The 22,268-nt window shown below is 70.5% G+C and carries 25 protein-coding genes; 5 read left to right on the top strand and 20 right to left on the bottom strand.

Translation table 11 applies throughout. The annotated features are described in order from the left end of the window. Positions 1-30: 30 nt before the first annotated feature. From AC1DK4_RS16015 to AC1DK4_RS15995, 5 genes are all read left to right on the top strand, one after another. On the top strand, positions 31-399 hold the full coding sequence (locus tag AC1DK4_RS16015) for a VOC family protein (protein WP_441623930.1): 369 nt from the start codon (positions 31-33) through the stop codon (positions 397-399). Between the two features lie 143 nt (positions 400-542). Next, positions 543-920: a hypothetical protein gene (locus AC1DK4_RS16010; RefSeq protein WP_441623929.1), complete on the top strand. Its 378-nt coding sequence runs from the start codon at positions 543-545 to the stop codon at positions 918-920. Positions 921-1,238: 318 nt separating this feature from the next. Further along, positions 1,239-2,462: a CaiB/BaiF CoA transferase family protein gene (locus tag AC1DK4_RS16005; RefSeq protein WP_441623927.1), complete on the top strand. Its 1,224-nt coding sequence runs from the start codon at positions 1,239-1,241 to the stop codon at positions 2,460-2,462. Positions 2,463-2,541: 79 nt separating this feature from the next. Continuing rightward, positions 2,542-3,534, top strand: coding sequence for a Bug family tripartite tricarboxylate transporter substrate binding protein (locus tag AC1DK4_RS16000; RefSeq protein WP_441623925.1), 993 nt, complete (start codon positions 2,542-2,544; stop codon positions 3,532-3,534). A 148-nt stretch (positions 3,535-3,682) separates the two neighbouring features. Then, on the top strand, positions 3,683-4,438 hold the full coding sequence (locus tag AC1DK4_RS15995) for an IclR family transcriptional regulator (protein WP_441623963.1): 756 nt from the start codon (positions 3,683-3,685) through the stop codon (positions 4,436-4,438). 45 nt (positions 4,439-4,483) lie between these two features. Here AC1DK4_RS15995 and AC1DK4_RS15990 read toward each other — a convergent pair whose 3' ends face one another. From AC1DK4_RS15990 to AC1DK4_RS15895, 20 genes are all read right to left on the bottom strand, one after another. After that, positions 4,484-5,593 (bottom strand): Rieske 2Fe-2S domain-containing protein, encoded by a 1,110-nt coding sequence (locus tag AC1DK4_RS15990; RefSeq protein WP_441623923.1) that lies wholly within the window; start codon positions 5,591-5,593, stop codon positions 4,484-4,486. Positions 5,594-5,742: 149 nt separating this feature from the next. Further along, complete coding sequence (locus AC1DK4_RS15985; RefSeq protein ID WP_441643488.1) at positions 5,743-6,447, bottom strand: 4'-phosphopantetheinyl transferase family protein; 705 nt, start codon at positions 6,445-6,447, stop codon at positions 5,743-5,745. Positions 6,448-6,478: 31 nt separating this feature from the next. Next, positions 6,479-6,931, bottom strand: a complete 453-nt coding sequence (locus AC1DK4_RS15980) for an excinuclease ATPase subunit (protein ID WP_441621328.1) — start codon at positions 6,929-6,931, stop codon at positions 6,479-6,481. An 82-nt stretch (positions 6,932-7,013) separates the two neighbouring features. Beyond that, a complete protein-coding gene (locus AC1DK4_RS15975) occupies positions 7,014-8,243 on the bottom strand; it encodes a beta-ketoacyl-ACP synthase (protein WP_441621330.1) in 1,230 nt (409 codons plus the stop codon). Continuing rightward, on the bottom strand, positions 8,240-8,971 hold the full coding sequence (gene fabG / locus AC1DK4_RS15970) for a 3-oxoacyl-ACP reductase FabG (protein WP_477131632.1): 732 nt from the start codon (positions 8,969-8,971) through the stop codon (positions 8,240-8,242). The genes AC1DK4_RS15975 and fabG overlap by 4 nt, the downstream gene beginning before the upstream one ends. After that, a complete protein-coding gene (locus AC1DK4_RS15965) occupies positions 8,968-9,450 on the bottom strand; it encodes a hotdog family protein (RefSeq protein WP_441643489.1) in 483 nt (160 codons plus the stop codon). Before AC1DK4_RS15965 ends, fabG begins: the two co-directional genes overlap by 4 nt. Before the next feature lie 2 nt (positions 9,451-9,452). Then, on the bottom strand, positions 9,453-10,637 hold the full coding sequence (locus tag AC1DK4_RS15960) for a beta-ketoacyl-ACP synthase (RefSeq protein ID WP_441621336.1): 1,185 nt from the start codon (positions 10,635-10,637) through the stop codon (positions 9,453-9,455). Further along, complete coding sequence (locus AC1DK4_RS15955; RefSeq protein WP_441621338.1) at positions 10,634-11,269, bottom strand: DUF3261 domain-containing protein; 636 nt, start codon at positions 11,267-11,269, stop codon at positions 10,634-10,636. The genes AC1DK4_RS15960 and AC1DK4_RS15955 overlap by 4 nt, the downstream gene beginning before the upstream one ends. After that, positions 11,260-12,486: an NAD(P)/FAD-dependent oxidoreductase gene (locus AC1DK4_RS15950; protein WP_477131631.1), complete on the bottom strand. Its 1,227-nt coding sequence runs from the start codon at positions 12,484-12,486 to the stop codon at positions 11,260-11,262. The genes AC1DK4_RS15955 and AC1DK4_RS15950 overlap by 10 nt, the downstream gene beginning before the upstream one ends. Before the next feature lie 55 nt (positions 12,487-12,541). Then, on the bottom strand, positions 12,542-14,917 hold the full coding sequence (locus tag AC1DK4_RS15945) for an MMPL family transporter (protein WP_441621342.1): 2,376 nt from the start codon (positions 14,915-14,917) through the stop codon (positions 12,542-12,544). Then, complete coding sequence (locus tag AC1DK4_RS15940) at positions 14,910-15,536, bottom strand: LolA family protein (RefSeq protein WP_441621344.1); 627 nt, start codon at positions 15,534-15,536, stop codon at positions 14,910-14,912. The genes AC1DK4_RS15945 and AC1DK4_RS15940 overlap by 8 nt, the downstream gene beginning before the upstream one ends. After that, positions 15,533-15,982, bottom strand: a complete 450-nt coding sequence (locus AC1DK4_RS15935) for an acyl-CoA thioesterase (protein WP_441621346.1) — start codon at positions 15,980-15,982, stop codon at positions 15,533-15,535. The genes AC1DK4_RS15940 and AC1DK4_RS15935 overlap by 4 nt, the downstream gene beginning before the upstream one ends. Positions 15,983-16,018: 36 nt before the next feature. Continuing rightward, positions 16,019-17,080 carry an LpxL/LpxP family acyltransferase gene (locus tag AC1DK4_RS15930; protein WP_441621348.1) on the bottom strand — a complete coding sequence of 354 codons (1,062 nt, stop codon included), beginning with the start codon at positions 17,078-17,080 and terminating at the stop codon, positions 16,019-16,021. Beyond that, positions 17,077-17,820 (bottom strand): glycosyltransferase family 2 protein, encoded by a 744-nt coding sequence (locus AC1DK4_RS15925; protein WP_441621350.1) that lies wholly within the window; start codon positions 17,818-17,820, stop codon positions 17,077-17,079. Before AC1DK4_RS15925 ends, AC1DK4_RS15930 begins: the two co-directional genes overlap by 4 nt. Next, positions 17,813-19,525 carry an ApeI family dehydratase gene (locus tag AC1DK4_RS15920; protein ID WP_441621352.1) on the bottom strand — a complete coding sequence of 571 codons (1,713 nt, stop codon included), beginning with the start codon at positions 19,523-19,525 and terminating at the stop codon, positions 17,813-17,815. Before AC1DK4_RS15920 ends, AC1DK4_RS15925 begins: the two co-directional genes overlap by 8 nt. Beyond that, complete coding sequence (locus AC1DK4_RS15915) at positions 19,518-20,066, bottom strand: COG4648 family protein (protein WP_441621354.1); 549 nt, start codon at positions 20,064-20,066, stop codon at positions 19,518-19,520. Before AC1DK4_RS15915 ends, AC1DK4_RS15920 begins: the two co-directional genes overlap by 8 nt. Before the next feature lie 5 nt (positions 20,067-20,071). Continuing rightward, a complete protein-coding gene (locus AC1DK4_RS15910; RefSeq protein ID WP_441621356.1) occupies positions 20,072-20,329 on the bottom strand; it encodes an acyl carrier protein in 258 nt (85 codons plus the stop codon). Between the two features lie 70 nt (positions 20,330-20,399). Beyond that, complete coding sequence (locus AC1DK4_RS15905) at positions 20,400-20,672, bottom strand: phosphopantetheine-binding protein (RefSeq protein ID WP_441621358.1); 273 nt, start codon at positions 20,670-20,672, stop codon at positions 20,400-20,402. Beyond that, positions 20,659-21,435, bottom strand: coding sequence for a lysophospholipid acyltransferase family protein (locus tag AC1DK4_RS15900; protein ID WP_441621360.1), 777 nt, complete (start codon positions 21,433-21,435; stop codon positions 20,659-20,661). The genes AC1DK4_RS15905 and AC1DK4_RS15900 overlap by 14 nt, the downstream gene beginning before the upstream one ends. Then, complete coding sequence (locus AC1DK4_RS15895) at positions 21,428-22,165, bottom strand: beta-ketoacyl synthase chain length factor (RefSeq protein ID WP_441621361.1); 738 nt, start codon at positions 22,163-22,165, stop codon at positions 21,428-21,430. Before AC1DK4_RS15895 ends, AC1DK4_RS15900 begins: the two co-directional genes overlap by 8 nt. Positions 22,166-22,268: the final 103 nt, after the last annotated feature.

The following is a 22,268-nucleotide window of genomic DNA, read 5'->3' as shown; positions in this document are numbered from 1 at the left end:
CCGCGCAACCCTCGCGTACCCTGGAGCAACATGGCCAACCTGACCGCCACCGAACTCAAGGCCTTCGTGCCCGCGCGCGACTTTGCCCTGTCCCGGCAGTTCTACCAGGACCTCGGCTTTGCCTCGCCCTGGCATGACGACACGCTGGCCTACCTGCACCACGGCAATTGCAGCTTCCTGCTGCAGAACTTCTATGTGCGGGAGTTCGCCGAGAACCTGATGATGCACCTGCTGGTGGAAGACGTGGAGGCATGGTGGCAGAAGGTGCAGCAACAGGATATCGGCGGGCGCTACGGCGTCAGGCTGGTACCGCCGCAGGACCAGCCGTGGAAGATGCGCGACTTCGTGCTGATCGATCCGTCCGGCGTGCTGTGGCGCATCGGGCAGAACATCGGCTAGGCGCGGGCAGCCGGCGCCGCTTGGTAATACGTTGAAACAAGCCCGCGCCGAATGAAACGCAAAGCCGCGCCCGCCGGCCTTGCCGCCCATGCGGGCGCAGGCTAGCATCGGCCGGATCGCCTGTCCGCCCGGAGAACGCCGCCATGCCCCGCCCCATCCTTCCGTTCAGAATGCTTCCCCTGATGGCCGTGCTGTGCCTGCCGGCCGCCGTGCTGGCGCAAGGCTCGCCTACCGGGGGCGACGAGGCCATGAACGCGATCAACAGCAACTTCGCGCGCATGACGCCGTCGCCGCGCACGGTGGACAGCATCAACCAGGAATTGCGGCAGAACCACGCCACGCCGGCTGGCGGCAGCGGCATGCGCGGCGGCGGCCGCGGGCGCGGCAGGCAGCGGACGCAGGATAGTTCCGCAGACGCGAATGCGCCGGCCAGCCCGGATGGCGGCTTGCATACGAGCCTGCCGGGGACCAGCGGCGCTGCCGGCGCGCCGGCCCCTGCCGTTACCCAAGTTACCCAATAGCAGGCAAGCACCGCCACTGCGCCCCCGCGCCTCTGCGCGTCTCCCCCGGCGTCTTCCTCCGCTTCTTCCCCCCTTCTCCCCCCGCTTCTTCCTGAGCGCCGTCTCGCCTCTCACCGGGAAGCCGGCCGGCTCCCCGGCCGCCCCGGCGCCTCCCCGCGCTCCCCCCCGTTTTCCCTCCCCCTCCTCGTTCTCCGATATCCGGCGTGAATCGCCCGCGCGCAAATGGATATTGGACGTCCATGCCACGCCCTCCCTACACTGGGCTGCAAAACCAGAAGGCACGCAAACGCGGTTGCCTCAACGCAAGGAGACAGATCTATGCGCAAGGCGCTCGGCCACATCAAGGTGCTCGACCTGACGCGTGTGCTGGCGGGCCCGTGGGCCACCCAGAACCTTTCCGACATGGGCGCGGAGGTGATCAAGGTGGAGCGTCCCGGCACCGGCGACGACACCCGCGCGTGGGGACCGCCGTTCCTCAAGGACGCCGACGGCCGCGAGACGGCCGATTCCTCGTATTTCCTCAGCGCCAACCGCGGCAAGAAGTCCATCACCGTCGACCTGGCCGCGCCCGAGGGGCAAGAGATCATCCGCGAGCTGGCMCGCGACGCCGACGTGGTGGTGGAGAACTACAAGGTAGGCACGCTGGCGCGCTACGGCCTGGGCTACGAGGACCTGCGCAAGCTGAACCCGCGGCTGGTCTACTGCTCGATCACGGGGTTCGGCCAGTCCGGGCCCTATGCCGCGCTGCCCGGCTATGACTTCGTCTTCCAGGGCATGGGCGGGCTGATGAGCATCACCGGCCTGCCCGACGGCGAGCCCGGCGGCGGCCCGGTCAAGTCCGGCATCGCCATCAGCGACCTGCTGACCGGCATGTACGCGAGCACCGCGATCCTGGCCGCACTGGAGCACCGCAATATCAGCGGCGAGGGCCAGTACATCGACATGGCGCTGCTGGACTGCGTGGTGACGATCAACTCCTACCAGGCGATCAATTATTTCCTTTCGGGCAAGGTGCCGCAGCGCATGGGCAATGCGCATTCGAACATGGTGCCTTACCAGGTGTTCCGCTGCGCCGAGGGCGACGTCATCGTGGCGGTGGGCAACGACACGCAGTACGCGGCGCTGTGCAGGGTGATCGGCCGCCCCGATCTGGCCGACGACGCACGCTTCGCCAGCGCCGGGCAACGCAACCGCAACCGCGACGCGCTGATCCCGCAGATCGCGCAGGCCATGCTGGCGCGGACCATGGCCGACTGGGTCGAGCGCATGGAGGCTGCCAACGTGCCGTGCGGCCCGATCTACAACATGCAGCAGGTCTTCGAAGACCCGCAGGTCAGGCACCGCGCGATGCAAGTCTCGCTGCCGCACGGCGCCGGTGTCGAGGCTCCGGGCCTGGCCAACCCGATCCGCTTCTCGGGCACGCCGATCGCGTACGAACGCGCCGCGCCCACGCTGGGCGAGCATACCGAGGCGGTGCTGGCCGGGCACCTCGGCCTGCCGCCGGAACGCATCGCCGCACTGCGCGGCAAGGGAGTGATCTGACCGGCCTCGCGGGCCGCCGACTGATTTGCCGACATCCGAAAACAACGGCCCGAAGCAGGCCAACACGGAGGAGACAACCATGCGAAACATCACCCCCGCGGCCGTGGCCGCGGCGATTGCCGCCGCCACGGCTGCCGCGCTGCCGGCGGCGGCCCACGCCCAGGCCCAGCCGCTGTCCCGCGCGCAACCGATCCGCTTCGTCGTGCCTTACCCGCCCGGCGGCGCGGCGGACCAGATCACGCGCCTGGTCGCGCACGACGCCGCGGCGGCGCTCGGCACGACCATCGTCATCGACAACAAGGCCGGCGCCGCCGGCATGATCGCCGCGGAGACCGTGGCACGGGCCGAGCCGGACGGGCGCACCTTCTTCGTCGGCTCCAACGCCCCGCTGGTGATCAACAGCGCGCTCTACAGCAAGATGCCCTACGACCCGGACAAAGACTTCATTCCGGTGGCCGGCCTCGGCAAGGCACCGCTGATGCTGTCGGTGCGGCCTGAGCTGGGCGTCAGGTCGGCCCGGGAGCTGGCGGCGCTCGGCAAGAAGGAGCCGGGCAAGCTGACCATGGGCTCGGCCAGCAGCGGCAATATCACCCACCTGGCCGGCGAATACGCGTCGAGCAGGCTGGGCTTCACGGTGACGCACGTGCCCTTCGCCGGCAGCGCGCCGGCCATCATCAGCCTGATCGGCGGCAATATCGACCTGATCTACGACGCGCTGCCGTCGTCGATGCAGCAGGCCCGCGCCGGCAAGATCCGGGCGCTGGCGATCCTGGACAACAACCGCTTTCCCCTGCTGCCGGACGTACCGACGATGAAGGAACTCGGCATCGCCGGCACCGAGGCCAGCGCATGGTTCGGCGTGGTGGCGCCCGCCCGGACGCGCCCGGCGGTGGTCGCGGAGCTGAACAAGGCCGTCAACGACGCGCTGGCGCGCCCGGACCTGGTGGAAAAACTGCGCGCCATCGGCGCCCAGCCCATGCCCGGCAGCCCCGCGGACTTCGGCCGCTTTATCCAGGACGAGCGTGCCCGCTGGATCCCCGTGGCGAAATCGCTCGGCGTGAAGGCGGAGTAAGCGCCGGCAGGTGCCGGCGGGACAACGCGCGGCACTGCCTGCCGATGCTCTATGATGAGCGCTTCTTTTCCGACCCGCCCCGGTACGTGGCCGCCTCGCGGCGCGGCCGGGCAAAGCCATGACCGCCAACGACAACAAGGCGCCGCCGATGAACGTGAAGACGGCGCTGCGCGTGCTCGAGATCATCGAAACGTTCGCGCGCGAGCGGCGCGCGCTCTCGCTCTCGGAACTGGCCCGCTTGCTGGCGGTGCCGGCGTCGAGCTGCCTGGCGCTGATCCGCACCCTCACCTCGCTGGGCTATCTGTACGAAACCGGCCGCCGCCAGGGTTACTACCCGACCGGGCGCCTGCTGGCCATGGCGCAGCAGATCGCGCGCCACGATCCGGTGCTGGATCGCGTGCACGGCACCATGCACGAGCTGCGCGCCGCCACCGGCGAGACCGTGGTGATCGGCAAGCTGCATGAGGGACGGTGGGTGGTGTACCTGGACGTGCTGGAGTCCCCGCACGCCATCCGCTACATCGCCACGGCCGGCGAGCGGCGCGACCTGCATGCCAACTCGATCGGCAAGGCGCTCTTGTCGGTGATGCCGGAGGACGAGCGCCAGGCGCTGATCCGACAGCTCAGCTTCGAGCGGTTCACGCCGCGCACGGTGGCGGACGCCGCCCAGCTCGAGGCCGAGCTGAAAGCCTCCGCCGAGCAGGGTTGCTTTATCAACCTGGGCGAATCCCTGCCCGATGTGGGGGCGCTCGCCTGGCCGGTGAGGCTGTCGGGGGAATGCTACGGAATCTCGATCGCCGGGCCGGTCTACCGCATCGAACCGGCGCTGACGCGCTTCTCGGCCATGCTGCGCACCGCCTGCTCCACGCTGGAGCGCGACGAGCGCAACCGGTTCTCCAAGTAGCGCGCCCCGCAGCCGGGTGGCCAGCCGTCAGGCCGGCCGCCCGCCTCAGCCGTGGCGCGGCGTCAGGTCTCCCCCGTTCTCGCGCARCAATTCGCGCAGCTCGTTGATGACCGGGAACACCTCGTGGTTCCAGTCCGCTCCCTGCGCATCGTGCGCGGCCTGCTCCATCTCGACGATCTCGCGGTCTTCCTTGAAGATCCGTTCGGTAAACCACACCAGCAGCGGCCACGCCAGGTCCAGCGCGCCGGGGATGCCCGGCTTCTTGATCGACAGCAGGCCGAAGGTGCGGTTGGTGCGCTGCTCGGCATCGAGCGGCACGTAGACGATCCACAGGTCCATCACCAGCGTGCCTTCCGAGGTGCGGATCTGCAGCGTCTGGTACGGATAGCCGGTGCGTACCGTCATCACGTCCTTGTTGTTCTGGCCGCCCTTGCCGCCGCCGAACACCAGCGCCTCGCCCACCGGCTGCTTGCCTTCCTCGCGCGAGAAGGTGTAGTCCACCTCGACCCAGCCGTCGCCGCGCCGGCGGCCCAGCGAGCGGGCGCGCATCTGTCCCATCTGCCGGCGGTGCAGGAACTGGTGGTTCATGTCCATCAGGTTCTCGTGCATGAACGAGTAGTGGCACTTGACCTCGCGGCCGAAGCGGCGGGTCTTGTATGCCTTGTTCGATACCGAGCCCAGCGCGGGCAGCGGGGTTTCGTCGGCCAGCACGGCGCTGCCCGGGAAAACGAAGATCAGGCCTTCGACCTCGCGGCAGGGGTAGGAGCGCACGCCGTTGGGCAGCCGTTCGCGGCCCAGGTAGGGCACGTCGATGCAGCGGCCGGTGCAATCGTAGGTCCAGCCGTGATAGCAGCAGCGAATCGACTCCCCCGCGACCACGCCCTCGTGCAGCGGCACCTGCCGATGCGCGCAGCGGTCCTCCAGCGCGAACACGGCGCCGGATTCGGTGCGTACCAGCACGATCGGCTCGCCCGCGAAGCGCACGCCATGCGCCTTGCCGCGCTTGACTTCGCGCGACCAGGCCAGCGGATACCAGTGATCCGGATGGATGGCGACGCGCCGCAGGTCGCGCAGGGGGGCTTCGGTGGGACTATCGGTGGGACTGTCGTTGGCACTGCTGTTGGCACCGCTGTCAAGCAATGGGACTGCATGCATGGGGGACATTCTCCTCGCGTATTCGGGAATCTCGGTGAGCCGGCTGCATGGGGCGGAGGCGCTCGCAGTACCCAGTCTACCCGAAGGCGCGCGTGCACGATGTAGGCGCGTCTCCGACGCACGGCAAAGCCTTGCCGGCAGCGTGACCGTCAGGCCGCTTGCCCGACCGCCGCGAGATGCCAGTAGCGGATGCCGTCGGGCAAGGCCCCGGCGAGCGTGGCGGGCGGACCGGCGCTGAGCGCCAGCATGGCATCGCCGTGGCGCCAGGTGCAGGCGTTGGCGGCATGGGCGCTTGCGCCGGCGGCCGGCGACACGGCCACGGACTGGCCGAGCATGGTCTGGAACAGGGCGCCGCCCGTACGCTTGAGCCAGGCTTCCTTCAGGGTCCAGAGCCGGAAGAAGGCGTCGAGCCGCGCCGGCTCGTCGCTGGCGGCGAGCAAGGCCGGCATGGCGGCGCGCTCGGCTTCGCTGCTGACCGCCGCGATCAGTGCGTCGAGCCCCTTGCGCGGCTGCACGCGTTCGAGGTCGAGCCCGAGCGGGGCATCGCCGACGGCGCAGGCGACCAGCCCGCCGGCATGGGAAATGGAAAGAAACGCCGCCGCCGGCCCGCTGGCCTGCGGCGGGCCGTCCGGCGCCGCGCCGAGCGTCCAGTCCTGCCAGGCGCCGCCGCAGGCCTGCGCCAGCAGCGCCCGCGCCAGCCAGCGCCCGGCAACGAACTGGGCGGCGCGCTGGCCGGCCCGCAGCGAGCCGAGCCGGCTTGTCTCCTGCGCGCTCATCCACTGGCCGGGCGGCGGCGCCTGCCCGGCCATGGCGGCCACGTCGGCCACCCGTACGTAAACGAGCCCGGGCTGCATGGCGCGCTTCAGCCGCGGCTGGCCAGGCAGGTCACCGGGCCGCGACCCTGGCGTAGATGCCCTTGAGCGCAACGCCGGCCACCACGGCGCCGGCATGGCATTCGTACTCGGTCGGGCTGGCGACTTCCGCCTTCTTGTAGTAGCTCACCACATCGACCACGGCATTGACGCCCAGCGACCTGGCCTTGTCCTGGAAGGCGATTAGCGCGGACAGCGCGGCCCAGCGGCAGGCTTCCTCGTCGCTCTTGCCGAAGCTGTTGGTCTTGCGGTTGGACACGTCGCCCTCCCCGGTTTCCAGGACCTTGGGTTTCGCCTGGCCGGCCAGGAAGAACTTGACCGTGCCATCGAGCTTGTCCCGCGCCTCGGGCATGTCGAGGACTTCCTGGAACGGCAGCATGTACTTGGTGTCGCGCGCCGCGGCGGGCGTGGACAGCAGCATGCCGGCCGCAGCGGTGGCTGCCAGGATCGAGAGAGCGTGTTTCATTGACCTTCCTTTCTTGGTTTTGTTGATAAGGAAAAACGCGGATGGCCCTGGAGCGGCTCGCCCGGGAGCGGCTCCAGGCCGGCTAGTGGCCCCAGCGACGGAACACCAGCGAGGTATTGATGCCGCCGAACGCGAAATTGTTGCTCATGGCGTAGTCGACGTCGAGCCGGCGGCCTTCGCCCATGATGTGGTCGAGCGGCGCGCAGCGCAGGTCAGGCGTGGCCAGGTTGATGGTGGGCGCAAACCAGCCTTCGCGCATCATCTCGATGGTCATCCATGCCTCGAGCGCACCGCAGGCGCCCAGCGTATGGCCCATGTAGCTCTTGAGCGAGCTGACCGGCACCGCGCCGCCCAGCACCGCGTGGGTGGCTTGCGACTCGGCGATGTCGCCCTGGTCGGTGGCCGTGCCGTGCGCGTTGACGTAGCCGATGGCCGAAGCGTCGAGCCCCGCGTCCTCGAGCGCCAGGCGCATGGCCTGCGCCATGGTGCCGGCCTGGGGCTGGGTCACGTGAGCGCCGTCGCTGTTGGTGCCGAAGCCGACGATCTCCGCCAGGATGCGCGCGCCRCGCGCGCGGGCGTGCTCCAGCTCCTCCAGCACCAGCGTGCCGGCGCCCTCGCCCAGCACCAGCCCGTCGCGCTCGCTGTCGAACGGGCGCGGCGTGGTGTGGGGCGCATCGTTGCAGGTGCTGGTGGCGAACAGCGTATCGAACACGGCGGCTTCGGTCGGGTCGAGTTCTTCCGCGCCGCCGGCCAGCATCGCCACCTGGCGCCCGCTGCGGATGGTCTCGTAGGCGTAGCCGATGCCCTGGCTGCCCGAGGTGCAGGCGCTGGACGTGGTGAGGATGCGCCCGGTAATGCCGAAGAACACGCCGATATTGACCGCGGTGGTATGCGGCATCATGCGGATGTAGGTGGTCGCGCTGATATCCTCGGTGCTGCGCTCGTTCATCATGCGGCCAAAATCCGCCACCGCCGACGGCGTGCCGGTGGACGAGCCGTAGGCGATGCCCAGCCTGCCGCTGGTAACCAGCGGATCGCCGGCAAGCCCCGCATCATGCAGCGCCGCCTCGCTGGCCAGCACCGACATCACCGCCACGCGCCCCATCGCGCGCGTGACCTTGCGCGTGTAGTGCGCCGGCAGCGCGAACGGCGGCACGGGTGCCGCGAGCTGCGTGTTCAGGCCCTTGAAGTCCTGCCAGCCGTGCATCTGCACGACGGCGTTGCGGCCGCTGGCCAGCCGCTCGCGCACGGTCGGCCAGTCATTGCCCAGCGAGCAAACGGCGCCGGTGCCGGTAACGACAACTCGCTTCATCCGAACATCCCTCCGTTGACCGAGATCACCTGCCGCGTGATATAGCCGGCATCGGCGGACATCAGGAACGCCACCGTGGCGGCCACCTCGTCCGGCGTGCCCATGCGACGTGCCGGGATCATGCGCAAGGCTTCCTCCAGCACGTGTTCTTCCACCATCTCGGTGTCGATCAGCCCGGGTGCGACGCAGTTGACGGTGATGTTGCGCTTGGCCAGTTCGATGGCCAGCGCCTTGGTGGCGCCGATGATGCCGGCCTTGGCCGCGCTGTAGTTSGYCTGGCCRCGATTGCCCACCAGCCCGGASACCGACGACAGCGTGACGATGCGSCCCGGCTKGCGCCGCTGCACCATSGGCATCACCACGGGGTTGAGCACGTTGTAGAAGGCATCCAGGTTGGTATGGATGACTTCGTCCCATTCCTCGCCGGTCATGGCCGGGAAGGCAGCGTCGCGCGCGATGCCAGCGTTGCACACCACGCCGTAATAGCAGCCGTGCGCCTCGATATCGGCCAGCAGCGCGGCCGCGGCCTGCTCGCGCTGGCTCACGTCGAAGCACAGCACGCGCGCGCTGCGGCCCAGCGCGCGCACGGCGTCGGCCACCGATTCGGCCTCCTCGCGCCGCGAACGGCAATGCACCACCACATCGCAGCCGTCGCGCGCCAGGCGCAGCGCGATGGCGCGGCCGATGCCGCGCGATGATCCTGTGACGAGCACGGTCCGGTTCGTCATGGTTGTTGTCCTTGCAAGAAAGCCTGCGCGTCGGCAGGCTGGAAAACGGAAACATTGGCGCGCGCCACTTCGCGCCCGTCGAGCGACAGGGCGCAGGCGAACATGCCGAGCCCGTTGTCGCCGGTGAGCTCGGCGCGGGCCCGCACGGTCAGCACGCTGCCGACCGGAAACGCCGCCAGGTCGCACTCGTAGCGGCGCGAGCCGAGCAGGAAGCCGATGCCGGGCTTGCGGCCCGCGCGCAGGTCGCGCACGCCGGCCCAGGCGGCGATGGTCTGCGCCATGTATTCGATGCCGACCCAGCCGGGCATGCCGGACTCGTCGACGAACAGCTGCGTGGCGCGCACCGTGGTGCGCGCCACCGCCTGCTCGTCGTCGGCGCCGAGCAGTTCGTCCAGCAGGCGCATGGCGCCGGCATGCGGCACCACCTCGCCGATCGCCGGCAAGGTGGCCGGGCCGGCCATGTTCGGGGTCACGCTCATGGTCAGCCGGCCCCCAGGATCACGGCGCTGTTGCTGCCGCCGAACGCGAAGGAATTGCTCATCACGTAGCGCGGCGCATGGCCCAGCGTCTCGCCGGGCGCCACCACGTGCAGGGGCGGCAGCGCCGGGTCCGGCACGCCGTCCCACCAGTGCGCGGGCAGGCGGCCTTGCGCGTTGCCGGACAACGTCAGCCACATCAGCGCTGCCTCGATCGCGCCGGCGGCGCCCAGCGCATGGCCGGTCATCGGCTTGGTCGAGCTCAGCGGCACGCCGTCGCCAAACAATGCGGCGCAGGCCAGCGCCTCCATGGCATCGTTCTGCGGCGTGGCGGTGCCGTGCAGGTTAAGGTAGTCGATGGCTGCGGGTGCCAGGCCGGCACGCGCCAGGGCCTGCCGCATGGCGGCCTGCGCGCCGGCGCCGCTGGGATCGGGCGCCGACATGTGATGCGCGTCCGAGGTCTCGCCCCAGCCTGCCAGGCGCACCTCGCCGGGCTCGGCCGAGAGCAGGAAGACGGCGGCACCCTCGCCCAGGTTGATGCCGGCGCGGTTGGCCGAGAGCGGGTTGCAGCGCGCGGCCGAGACCGAGTCCAGCGCGCTGAAGCCGGCGACGGTGAAGGGGCACAAGGTATCGGCGCCGCCCGCGATCACCACGTCGGCGATGCCGCTGCGCAGCAGCCGGGCGCCCGCGGCCAGCGCCTTGGCGCTCGACGAGCAGGCCGTGGACAGCGTATACGCCACGCCGGTCACGCCGAGCGCGCCGGCCAGGAACTGCGCGGGCGAGCCCAGCTCCTGCTGACCGTAGTGGAAGCCTTCTGGCCAATTGCCGCTGGCACGGCGCCCGGTCACCGCCTCGCCGCCTTCGGCGATGCCCGAGGTGCTGGTGCCCATCACGACCGCCACGCGCGCCGGGCCCACCCGGGCAATGGCCGCCTGCACCTGCGCCAGGCACTGCAGTGCGGCGTGGTACAGCATGGCGTTGTTGCGCGTGCGATGCACCAGCGGCGTCGTGTCCGGCACCGCCAGCGCCGCGCCGACGGTGCCGAGGTGCAGCGGCCGGCCTGCGCTGTAGCGCTGCGTGACCTCGCCGCCCGGCGGGCCGTCGGTGCGCCAAAGCGCCGCGCGCACGGCATCGGCGCCGTCGCCCAGGGCACAGGTCACGCCCAGCGCATTGATGAAGATATGGTTCATTTCGGCCCTCCTTGCGTGGCCGCCGGCAGCGTGCGGATGGTCAGCCGGTAGCCGTCGCGGTACTGCTCGAACTCGATGGTCTGCGGGTCCGGGTAGCGAATCTCGGCCACTACCTCGCCACCGGCGCGCAGCACGCGGCGCCCGGCCTCGGCATCGAGCCGCCAGCCGGGCGGCAAGGCCGCGGCAATGGCTTGCACCGGCCACAGCGACAACTGCATTTCACTCAGGATACGCTCCGGCACCAACTCGGCCGGCGCCCACGGCGAACGCACCACGCGCAGGTCCTGTCCGTCCCAGTCCAGGCGCGCCAGTACCTGCCCGCCGGCCAGCGCGGCCAGCCGCGTATGAGCCGCATTGGCTTCGAGCAGCGCCTGGATCTCGCGGCGCTCCTCGCCACGCGGCGTGCGGTACACCACCGTGATCTGCTGCTGCAGCATCAGCTCGCGGCCAAGCGAAGCCGGCGGCAGGCGCAGCAGCGGCACCGCCTCGCGGCTGGCCGCCGGCGCGCCAGCCTCGGGGGTGCCGGGCGCGGGCGTGCCGGGCGCCGCGCAGCCGGCCAGCAGCAGCGCTATCGCGGCAACGGCCAGCAGCGCGGCCGGCGCCGCGTCGAAGCGGGAAGCGATCAGACGCAAAGCTGCTCCAGCACGGCCAGGCGCCGGCGCGATTCGGTGACGAAGGGGTTGCCGCGGTCCCATGCGTAACCGGCCAGGATGGCCGAGATCATGCGGCGGATTTCCGGCGTGGCGTCAGGATGGAAAATCAGCTTCTGGAAGCGTCCTTCGTACCACGCCTCGACAAAGGTGCGGAAGCAATCCACGCCTTCCTTGAGCGGCTGCCCGTACTCCGCCTGCCAGTCCACGGTCTCGCCGGCGAACTGCCGCGCCAGGCAGGCCGTGGCGAGGCTGGCCGACTTGAAGGCGATGGTCACGCCCGAGGAGAACACCGGGTCGAGAAACTCGCCGGCATTGCCGAGCAGCGCATAGCCCTTGCCCCACAGCGACTTCACATTGGCCGAATAGCCGGCGATCTGCCGGGCCGGCGTATCCCACCTGGCATTGGCCAGCAGCCTGGCCAGGCCCGGCTCTTCGCCGACCAGCGCCTTGAGGCGCTCGGTCTCGGTGCCGGTGTACTGGTCGAGGAAGCGCTTCTCCGCCACCACCCCCTGCGAGCAGCGCCCATCGGAAAACGGGATGGTCCAGTACCAGACATCCACGTGCTCGGGATGCACGCTCACGCGGATCTTGTTGCGGTCGAAGGTGCCGGGCGGAATGCGGTCTTCCACGTGGGTGAAGATGGCGCTGCGCACAGGGAAGTTGGACGGCGACTCCAGGTCCAGCAGGCGCGGCAGCACGCGGCCGAAGCCGGAGGCATCCAGCAGGAAGCGCGCCTGCACGCGGTAGACGCTGCCCTCGGCGTCGCGGACGGTGACGCTGGGCTGCTCGCCCTCCACGTCGACGGCGGTAACCTGGTGCGAGAAGCGGACTTCGGCGCCCTGCTTCTGCGCCTCGCCGATCAGCACGTGGTCGAAGCGCGCGCGCTGGACCTGGTAGGTGGTGCCCCAGCCGGYGGAGAACTTGTCGCGGAAATCGAAATCGGTATAGCGGTCGCCGCGCGCGAAGGCGGCGCCGTTCTTGTACTGGAAGCCGGCTTCGACCACGGCCTGCAGCATGCCCGCTTCCTCGATGTACGCCATGCTYTGCGGCAGCAGGCTYTCMCCGATCGARAAGCGCGGGAAGGTTTCCTTCTCSAKCACCAGCACSYSGATGCCGCGCTTGCGCAAGAGCCCTGCCGCCACGGAGCCTGCCGGACCCGCGCCGATGATAAGGACGTCCACCTGTTCGGTATTCATTTCGTAACCCTGTTCCTGTCGTTCGATCTGTCGATCTTGTTGGTCTTGTTTGTTGTTATCGGCTCTGGTGCCGCATTGCTTCAGCCCCCTGCGCCTGCGGCCGGAACCACGGCGACAGCAGCCACACCGCGCCGACCCCCGACAGCATGGTCATGCCGAAGGCGTGCAGCGCGGGCGTGGACGACAGTGCGAGCAGGCCGAACGCCAGCAGCGTGCTGGCCGCGCCCAGCACGATCGCCGTCCACGACTCGCCGTCGCCGGGATGCTCGAGCAGGAAGATGCCGTAGTCCACCCCCACGCCGAGCAGCAGCGCCAGCGCCAGCACCGAGAACAATTGCAGCGGCACCTGCAGCCAGCCCAGCAGGGCCACGCTGAACAGCGCCGCCAACAGGGTCGGCACCAGCGCGCGCCAGGCGCCGCGGCCATAGCGCCACATCAGCAGCAGCGCCACGCCGGCCGCGCCGGCGGCCAGCAGCCAGGTCATCAGCACGCGGTAGTGCCTGAGCAGCGAGGACAGGTCCGCCACGCGGTCGACCCATTCCACGCCCGGCACCTTGGCCGCCGCCGCTTCGATCAGCGCGATGGTGGCGGGCTTGTCCAGCCCGCGCAGCAGCATGACGCTGGCATAGCCGTCGCCCTCGCGGTCCAGCCACAGGTGGCGCAGCGTGTCCGAGACCGGACTGGCCAGCCACGCCGGCAAGGTCAGCACCTGGCCGGCCGCCGCCGCGTTGGGCGCACCCACCGCGCCCCCGACCGCGCGCGCCACGCGCTCGCGCACGGCGCTTTCCAGGCCGCCGCTCAGGGCCGCGTCGGCACGCTGGCGCGCTGCCGACGGCACCCAGTCGGAGATCGCCACGAAGCCGGCAAGGTCGCCATGCGCGACCACGCCCGCCAGGGCTTGCTTGACCGCCTCCTCGCGCGCCAGCACTTCGTCGGGCGTGCCGCCGCGCACCAGCAGGAACTGCGCCGGGCTGGGCGTGCCCAGCAGGCGCCCGGCGCTACGCTGGGCCTCGATCAGCGCCGGCGGCGAGCTTTGCAACTGCCGCACGTCGTCCGCCACATGGACCTGCCACAAACCCGGCACCACGAACAAGGCCAGCAGGCCGAGCAGCAGCAAGGATGCGCGGTCCGCGCCCACGCGCGGCCAGCGCGCCAGGCTGGCGGTCAGCCAGGCCGACAGGCGCGTCTCGCGCAGCTGGCCGCGGTCGAGCAGGGGAAACCAGAACACCACGGTCAGGAAGGCCGCCACCAGGCCCACGGCCGAGAACAGCGCCATCTGCCGCAGCCCGGGGAACGGCGCGATGCCGAGCGCCAGGTAGGCCACCGCACTGGTCGACAGCGCCAGCGCCATGCCCGGCAGCAGCCGGCGCATCACCTGCGGCGGCGTGGCCCCGGGACTGGCCTGGCGCGAGACGAAATAGTGGATGCCGTAGTCTTCCGCCACGCCCACCAGGCTGGCGCCGAACACCAGGGTGATCAGGTGCACGCGGTCGAACACCAGCGCCGTGGCCGAGACCGCCGCCGCGGTGCCGACCAGCAACGACAGGCCCACCAGGATGATCGGGCGCAGCGAGCGGAAGGCCAGCCACACCAGCAGCAACACCGCCGCCAGCGAGCCCCAGCCGATCACGTTCATTTCCAGGCTGGCCTGCGCGGCGGCGGCCTCGGCGTGCAGCGGAATTCCCGCCGCCACCACCTGCACGCCGCCGCCCTGCTCCGCGGCGCGCGTGGCGAGCTTGAGCAGGTCGGAGTAGTCGGTATCGCCGCTTACCGAGAACGCCGGCTTGCTGATGCGGTAGGTCAGCAGCACCCACTCCTTGCCCTCGGCGCTGAGCGCGGCCAGGCCATCGCGCTCGTGCACGCGCGTCATGGCCGCGCGCGACAGCCACCAGTCCTGCCACAGGCCGAGCGGGTCGGCTGCCCAGTCGGTCAGGCGCGGGCCGGTGGATAGCTGGTAGAGGCGGGTCAGCGCCTGCCGGGCCAGGGTATCCGCGTCGGCCTGGCCCAGCATGGCGCGCTGGCTGTCGGTCAGCAGGCGGTCGCGGTACGGCCGGTAGAAGGCCAGCGCCGCGTCCAGGTCGAAGCTGGCGATGCGGTCCACCGGCTGCAGCAGCCCCGCCTGCGGCCGGGTTGCCGCGCTGAAGCGCTGCGCCGCGGCGCGCGCGCGCGTCCAGTCCGGGGCGCCGACCAGCACCACGATCTCGCGCGATACACCGTCGGCCAGGCGGCGCAGCACGCGGTCGGCGGTGGCGGTACGCTGGCTGGTCGGCAGCAAGGCCATCACATCGGTATCGAGCCGCGAGGCGCGCCAGAACTGCAACTGGTGCGCCGCCAGGGCGATCACCAGCAACAGCCACGCCACGGCCAGCACCCGCTCCAGGGTACTGAGGCCGTGCAAGGACTTGCCGGTGGCCAGGCCCGCGTTACTCAAAGCGCTGCTCCTCGTCGGCGGCCAGGCGCGTGGCCGCGCTCGGGTCGATCAGCTTCACGTGCGTGCTGTCGCCGCCGGCTTCTTCCAGGCGCACATCGCGCACGAAGCGGTCGCCGGCCAGCTCGATACGCGCGAACACGCGGTGCATGGCGGCATCCTTCGGCGTCAGCGTCAGGGTCCATCCGCTCTTGCCGACCAGCTTGCCGGCCACCTCGAAACGCGCCGACAAGGCACGCAGGTCGCCGCGCAGCACCGCGATCACCGACTCGCCCACTACCCGCATGGCGGGCTGGGCATCGGCCTGCATCTGCTGCTGCACGCGCCCGTCGGCACCGCGCATCACCAGCCGCTCAGGTGTCACCAGCAGGCTCGAGGCGAACGGCTCGCGCGTGCTCCACACCACGCCGCGCTCGCGCGCCAGCACGAAGTCGCCGCGCGAAACCAGCGGATTGGCAAAGCCGGACAGGCGGCGCGTCTGCTCGAAACGGCCGTGGATCACCGGCGCATCGGACAAGCGCCCCGCCACCGAGGCCAGCAGGTCGGGCGCCGCCGCGCCGGCCAGGCGCGGGACGGCCAGCACGGCGCCGCACAGGGCCAGCAAGACGCCGCGGCGCTTCATTGCCCGTCCTCCGCGCGCGCCACGCCTTCGCCGGCCGCCACGCCGAGCCGCTCCCACAACACCGGCGGGCACACGTAGCACATCTCGCCATTGCGCATGTCCACCGCCACCTGGATGGTGTAGCCCTTGGTCAGGCGCCGGCCGGTGGCCGCGTCGCGCACCAGGTATTCGATCTTCAGGCGGTTCTCCCACTCGACGATGGCCGCGCGGATGACGAAGGGCTGGCCGTAGGTCAGCGGGCCGACATACTTCACCCGCATGTCCACCACCGGCCAGGCATAGCCCGAGTCGCGCATGGCCGGATAGTCGTAGTGATAGCGTTCGAGCAGCGCGCAGCGCGCCTGCTCGAAATAGCGCACGTAGTTGCCGTGCCACACCACATTCATCGGGTCGAGGTCGTGGAAGGCGGGACTGAGCGTGATCTCGTGGCTGAAGTCTTGAGACATAGGAGTTGCCGTGTGCGGTGTGCGGGGAGCCGGCCGTCAGTCGCCGCGCGGCGCCGGCGCGCCGTGCGGTGTGGCATGTGGCGCGCCGGCGCGCGCGGCTTCGGGCACGCCGCCGCCCTGCCCCCAGAAATCGTAGAAGTTGAACCAGTCGTAGGGCGACTCCGCCAGCAGTTGCGACAGCCATTGCGCGTAGTCCGTGGCATGCCCCGTGAGGATGGCGTCGCGGCGCGCGCGCGGCAGGCGCACCTCGCGCGCCAGCTCGGTGAAGCGCAGCAGGTGGCCATTGCCCGAGCGCACGCAGCCCATGGCGAACAAGGGGCATTCCAGCAGCGCGGCCAGCACGTAGGGGCCGACCGGGAAGCGCGCCGGCGCGCCGAAGAACGGCACCGTCACCGTGCGCCCGCCGTGCACCGGGACGCGGTCGCCGGCGATCGCCACGAACTCGCCCGCGCGGACCTTCTCGGCCAGCATCAGCGCGGTGGCCGGCGAGATGTCGTCGACCTGGAACAGTTGCAGGCCGGAGCGCGGATCCAGGCGCGAGAGAATGCGGTTGAACTGGGCGGCGTGCGCGGTATGCACCAGCACCGTCAGGCGCAGGCCCTGGCGCCGGTTGGCCAGCACGCGGCACAGCTCCAGGCAGCCCATGTGCGCGGTCACGATGATGCCACCCTGGCCGCTGGCAATCTGCTGCTGCATCACTTGTTCGCCCTCGCGTCGCACGTTGCCGTAGCGATAGCCGCCGCCGATGGCGAGCAGCTTGTCGAGCAGCGTGTCGGCGAACGAAAAGAGATGGCGCAAGGTATGGCGCAGGCCCGGCGCGGCGCCCGCGGGCACGGCCGTGCCGGTGGCGGCCTGGACGCGCCGCAGGTAGTCGAGCGACGAATGGCGCGCCAGCGGCCTGGCCAGCCAGTAGTAGGTGACCACGGGATACAGCACGGCGCGGAACAGCGTGCGGCCGCACAGCCGGTAGAGCCAGTACAGGCACCACACGCCCCACACGCAGGTGGATTCGCGGATCTGGCTCCAGTGCCGCGCCATGCGGCCCGGCTGGCTGGCTTGCCGCTGGTCGTGTCGCTGGTCGTGTCGCTGCGCGTTCATGCCGGTCGCACCTTGCGCCACAGCAGCAGCGGCAGCCGCCTGAGCATGCCGAAGAACAGCCGGGTATGCATGGCCGAGATCAGCACGTTGTCACGCCAGACCTGGAAATGCGAGACGCCATCCGACGGATAGGTGACCCGCGTGGGCACGTTGACGATGGGCACGTTGCGCCAGGCCAGGTGGACCAGCACTTCGGTATCGAACTCCATGCGCCGCCCCAGCCGCACGTCATGCACCAGCGCAAGCACCGGGCCGAGCGGATAGACCCGCAGGCCGCACATCGAATCGCGGATGGCGAGCGACAGCGTGTTGATCCAGACCCAGACATGGGTCAGGTAGCGCGCCAGCAGCCGCACGCGCGGCACCGACTCGTCGTAGACCGGATAGCCGCACACCATGGCATCCGGGCGCGCCTGCGCCAGCGCCACGAACTGCGGGATGCACGCGGCGTCGTGCTGGCCGTCGGCATCGATCTGCAGGGCGTGGGTAAAGCCCATGCGCGCGGCCTCTTCGAAGCCGGCCATGATGGCGCCGCCCTTGCCCTGGTTCTTCGGCAGGCGGATCAGGTGCACGCGCTGCGCGTGCGCGGCGGCGATCTCGCGCAGCACGCGCTCGCATGCCGGGCTGCTGCCGTCGTCCACCAGCAGGCAGGGCAGCGGATGCCGCAGGATGGCCTGCACCATGGCGCCGATGGCGTGTTCGTGGTCATAGACCGGCACCAGCACCACCGGCTTAAACATGCGCGTCTCCGAAAACGATGCGACCGCTGGCATGCGGCCCCTGTGCCGAACTGAGGCGGAACGCTAGCGCGTTGCGCTCGGGCTGCCATGTCAGCGCCAGTTGCACGGTCGTGCCCGGCATGATCACGGCCTGGAACTTGAGCGTCTCCAGCCGGCGGAACTGCGCGCGCGGCGGCACCGGCAGGCGCGCCGGCGCCAGCGCCATGACCCAGTCGACCTGCGCCACGCCGGGCACGATCGGACTGCCGGGGAAATGGCCGTCGAACACGGCCAGGTCTTCGCTGATGTCCAGTTCGGCGCTGGCCGACATGGCATCCCCGCCCGCCTGCCAGCGCACCGCCGGCAACACGCGGCGGAACATATCGCGCAGCATGGCTTCGGTGGTCTTGCCCTGGGCATTGCACGGCAAGGCATCGGCGAAACTCCAGCGGCGCGGCAGCGCCAGCGCGTCCACCGCGCTCGCCAGGACGGCGCGCAGCGCGGCCAGCAAGGCTGCCCTGCCCTGGCCGGCCAGCAGGGCGGCGCCGCCATCGCTCGGCACCACCGCGGCACCGAGGCGCATGCCGATATCCAGTTCGAGCAGCACCACGCGCGCTTCGCGCACCAGCGGCGATTGCTGCAGGACTTGCTCGACCTGCGTCAGCGAGATGCGCTTTTCCTCGATCTTGACGATGCGGTCGGCGCGGCCCGCCAGCGCAAAGCCGCCGTCGCCGGCGGGCTGCACCTGGTCGGCGCACAGGTACCAGCCGTCGTCCGGCAGATGGGCCGAGCGGACCGCGAGGAAGCCGTCCTGCAAACGCCACTGCACGCCCGGCAGCGGGGTCCAGCGCTCGTCATGGCGCGCGCGCTGGCGCCAGGCGATGCCGCCGGTCTCCGAGCTGCCGAAGACTTCGACCGGGGCCAGGCCGAAATGGCGCAGCGCGTCGGCCGCGGCCTCCGGCGGCAACGGCCCGCCGGACGAGAACACGGCATGCAGCGAGGCGCGCGCCGGCGCCCAGTCGAGTGCCGGCGGCATGCGCCGCAGGTGCGCGGGGCTGGTCACCAGCACCGCAGGCGTGCCATCGCAGGCGCGCACGATTTCCTCGTGGAAGGCGAGCCGGTCGGCGGGCATGGGCCGCGCCGCGGCAAGCGGCCACAGCACGCAGAACAGCAGGCCATAGATATGCTGGTGCGAGACCGTGGCCAGCACCCGTGCCTGCGCCGGCACGCCGGCGCCGAACGCGGCCTGCAGCGCCTGCACCTCCGCCTCCAGCTGCGACAGTTGCTTGACGATGGCCCCGGGCGCGCCGGTGGAGCCGGAGGTAAACAGGGTTACCTGTGTCGAGCGCGGGTCCAGCGGCGGCCAGCCGGGAGCAGCCGCGCCATGCGCATCCCGCGCCTGCGGCCGCACCCCGCCTGGCAGGTCGCCGGCGCGCGCATCGGCGCGCCCGGCCAGCGCAGCCAGCGTCTCGGCACGCGTATCGCCAGGCAGCACCACGTGCTTGCCGGCGTGCCATGCGCCGAACAAGGCGGCGGCGAACTCGGCAGTGGATTCGAGATAGAGCGCCACCGTGGTGCCCGGCACCGCCGCGAAGGCCTGCCGCCAGGCCGTCGCGCGCCGCACGAAGGCCGGCGCATCCAGGTTGCCGGCCGTGCCGTGCGCCACCGCATGCGTGCGCGCCGCCAGTGCGGCCATCGCGCCGCTTACGCCGAGCCACTCAGCCATGCCTGCCTCCGGCCATCACGCGCTGGCGCACCAGCCATTCGCCGGCAAACATGGCACCCATCAGGCCATAGGCGATGCCGCCGTTGTAGAGTGCCCAGACCCGGTCGCTGGCCAGCACCGCGGTCAGCGCGGCCACCGTGCCGTTGGCGATGAAGAACACGCACCAGGCCTGCGTTACGCGGCGCGTGTAGGCCACGCCCGCGGGCGGCAAATCCGGCTCGCGCAGCCGCGCCAGCCGCTCGACCAGGCTGGGCGGGTGGCGCAGGCTCCAGCCGAACACGGCCAGCATGGCGCCATTGACCAGCACCGGGTAGAGCTTGAGCGGCATGGCGTGGTTGGAAGCCGCCACCACTGCCGCCAGCGCGGCGGCCAGCACCGCCAGCAGGCGCCAGCCGGCCTGGCGGCTGGTCAGCACGCGCAGCAGCGCCAGCGCCACCAGCGCCAGCGCCATCACGCGCGGCGACCAGTGCTGCAGGCCGAAGTAGATCGTCACCGGATAGCACAGCGTGAGCACGCCGAGCAGCAGTTTGCGCAGGCGCATGCGGATCAGGCCGTGGCGGGCGAATCGACCAGCAGGGCCAGTGCCTGCACCACGTCCTGCACGGTGCGCACCGCCTTGAACTGCTCGGGCTTGATCGGCTTGTTGAGCATGGGCTTGAGCTTGACCAGCAGATCGACCGCGTCGATGCTGTCGATGTCCAGGTCTTCGTACAGGCGCGCTTCCGGGCGGATGCGCCCGCGCTCGATCTCGAAGGTTTCCTCGAGCACGGTGGCCACCCGCGCAAAGATTTCGTCATGAGTCATGATGGGCTCCCTTGGTAGTCGGTGGTGCTTGCCGCGCTGGCCGCGGCTGGCGGTATGGTGATCCGCAGGCTCAGGCCGAAGCCTGGCCGGCGCGCTGCGAGGCCACGAAGGCGGCCAGTGCGGTGACGCTGGCGAAACGCGCGCGCATCTCGTCCTTGTCCCCGTTCATGGTCACGCCATAGCGCTTTTGCAGCGCCAGGCCGAGCTCGAGCGCGTCGATCGAATCCAGGCCCAGGCCTTCGATGAACAGCGGCGCGCCGTCGTCGATATCGGCCGGGCCGATGTCTTCGAGCGACAGCGATGAAATGATCAGTTCCTTGATTTCGTGTTCAAGCGCCTTCACGGCGGACCTCCCTGGAAAAAAACTCGGATAGCGATTGGGTCAGATGCCTGACGGCCAGCGCGTCGTCCAGTCCGGACGGCACCCACTGGGCGACGCTGACGTCTTCTCGCACGTCGATGATGTAACGGGGCCTGCGCGCCGGCACGCGATACCACTTTTCACCCTTGGTCAGGGTGGGCGGCTCGCAGCGGATCACCACCGGCGTGAGCGCGAAGCCGCCGCGCACGGCGATATTGGCCGCGCCGCGCTGCAGCCGCAGCGGACCTTGCAATGCGGTGCGCGTGCCCTCGGGAAAGATGACGAGGTTGTTGCCCGCGTTCAGCGAGGCAATGCAGTCGTCCACCATGCCGGCACCGGAATCGTTGCAGACGTAGCCGGTGGCGCGCACCGGCCCGCGCGTAAACGGGTTGCGGGCCAGCCCCGCCTTGACCACGCAGTCGGCCTGGCGCGTCAGCGCGATCAGGAACACCACGTCGATCAGCGAGGGATGGTTGGCCACGATCAGCAGGCCGCTGCGTTGCAGCCGCTCGGGGTGCCGCACCTCGTAGCGGATCACGCCGACGGTGCGCATGAGCAGCAGGAACAGCCGGAAGGCATGGTGGATGATGTTCTTGCACACCCGCTGGCGGCGTGCCGAGGACCACAGCAGCACCGTCATCAGCGGGAATACCGCCACGCGCAGCAGCAAGCCGCCCACGCCGAAGCTGGAGAAGCACAGTCCCGTGGCGCACACGCGCCAGGCACGGTCCAGGCGCTCAACCATGGCGCTGCCACCTCCATGCGCCGCGCTCGCCGCGGTGGCGCAGTTCGGCATCGCCCGCCAGCATGAAGCGCAAGACGTCCAGCCCATGGGGCAGCAAGGCGCCTGGCGTGGCCGGGGCGTCGGCGGCGCTGGTCGCCTCGAGGCTGAACCGGACCTCGCCGGGCTGCGGCCTGGACACGCGCCAGGCCCAGCCGAACAGGCACTCGGGTTCGTCGGCAAAGACCGCGTAGGCGGTGGGCAGCGGCGCCTCGTAGTGCACCAGCAGGACTTCGGCGGCGCCATCGGCCAGCAGGCCGCAGGCTTCCGCCACCGCCGCTTCGACGGTGTCGCGGCCGGCGGCCAGCGCTTGCAGGTTAGCGGGATCGCCGCGGTCGATCGAATACAGTGCCCCGATGGCGTTATGCACGGACAGGCCGAACGCCGTGGGCGACAGGGCCTCGCCGTCGGCGAGGTCGCCGAGCATCTGCAGCGGGCGCAGCGTATCGCCATGGCGCGACGCGAAGATGACGGGAATGCCCTCCACGCCCGGCTGGCAGGCGTAGGCGGGATGGAGAGCGGCCCGGCCTAGCGCGCTGGCGCGCCGGCGCAACATCGGGGCCATGGCGCTCAATGCGGGCAGTTCGTCACCGGCCGGCAGCCAGGGCGCACGGCTCCAGTCAAGCCAGGCTTGCTGCGTGTCTAGTTGTGCTGCACATGCCGCCCATGCGCGAATACCGAATTCCATTGCCATGCCGTTCGCGTTGGGTGGAAGAAATGGCAGCGGCGCTGCCGGCCCGCCGGCGAGCGCTGCGCGCCCAGGTGGCGGGCAGCGCTCTCGCGAGACCTCGCGAAGC

It is taken from the genome of Cupriavidus sp. 05N38 (assembly GCF_056397345.1).
This window is presented reverse-complemented; position numbering and strand designations above follow the sequence as displayed.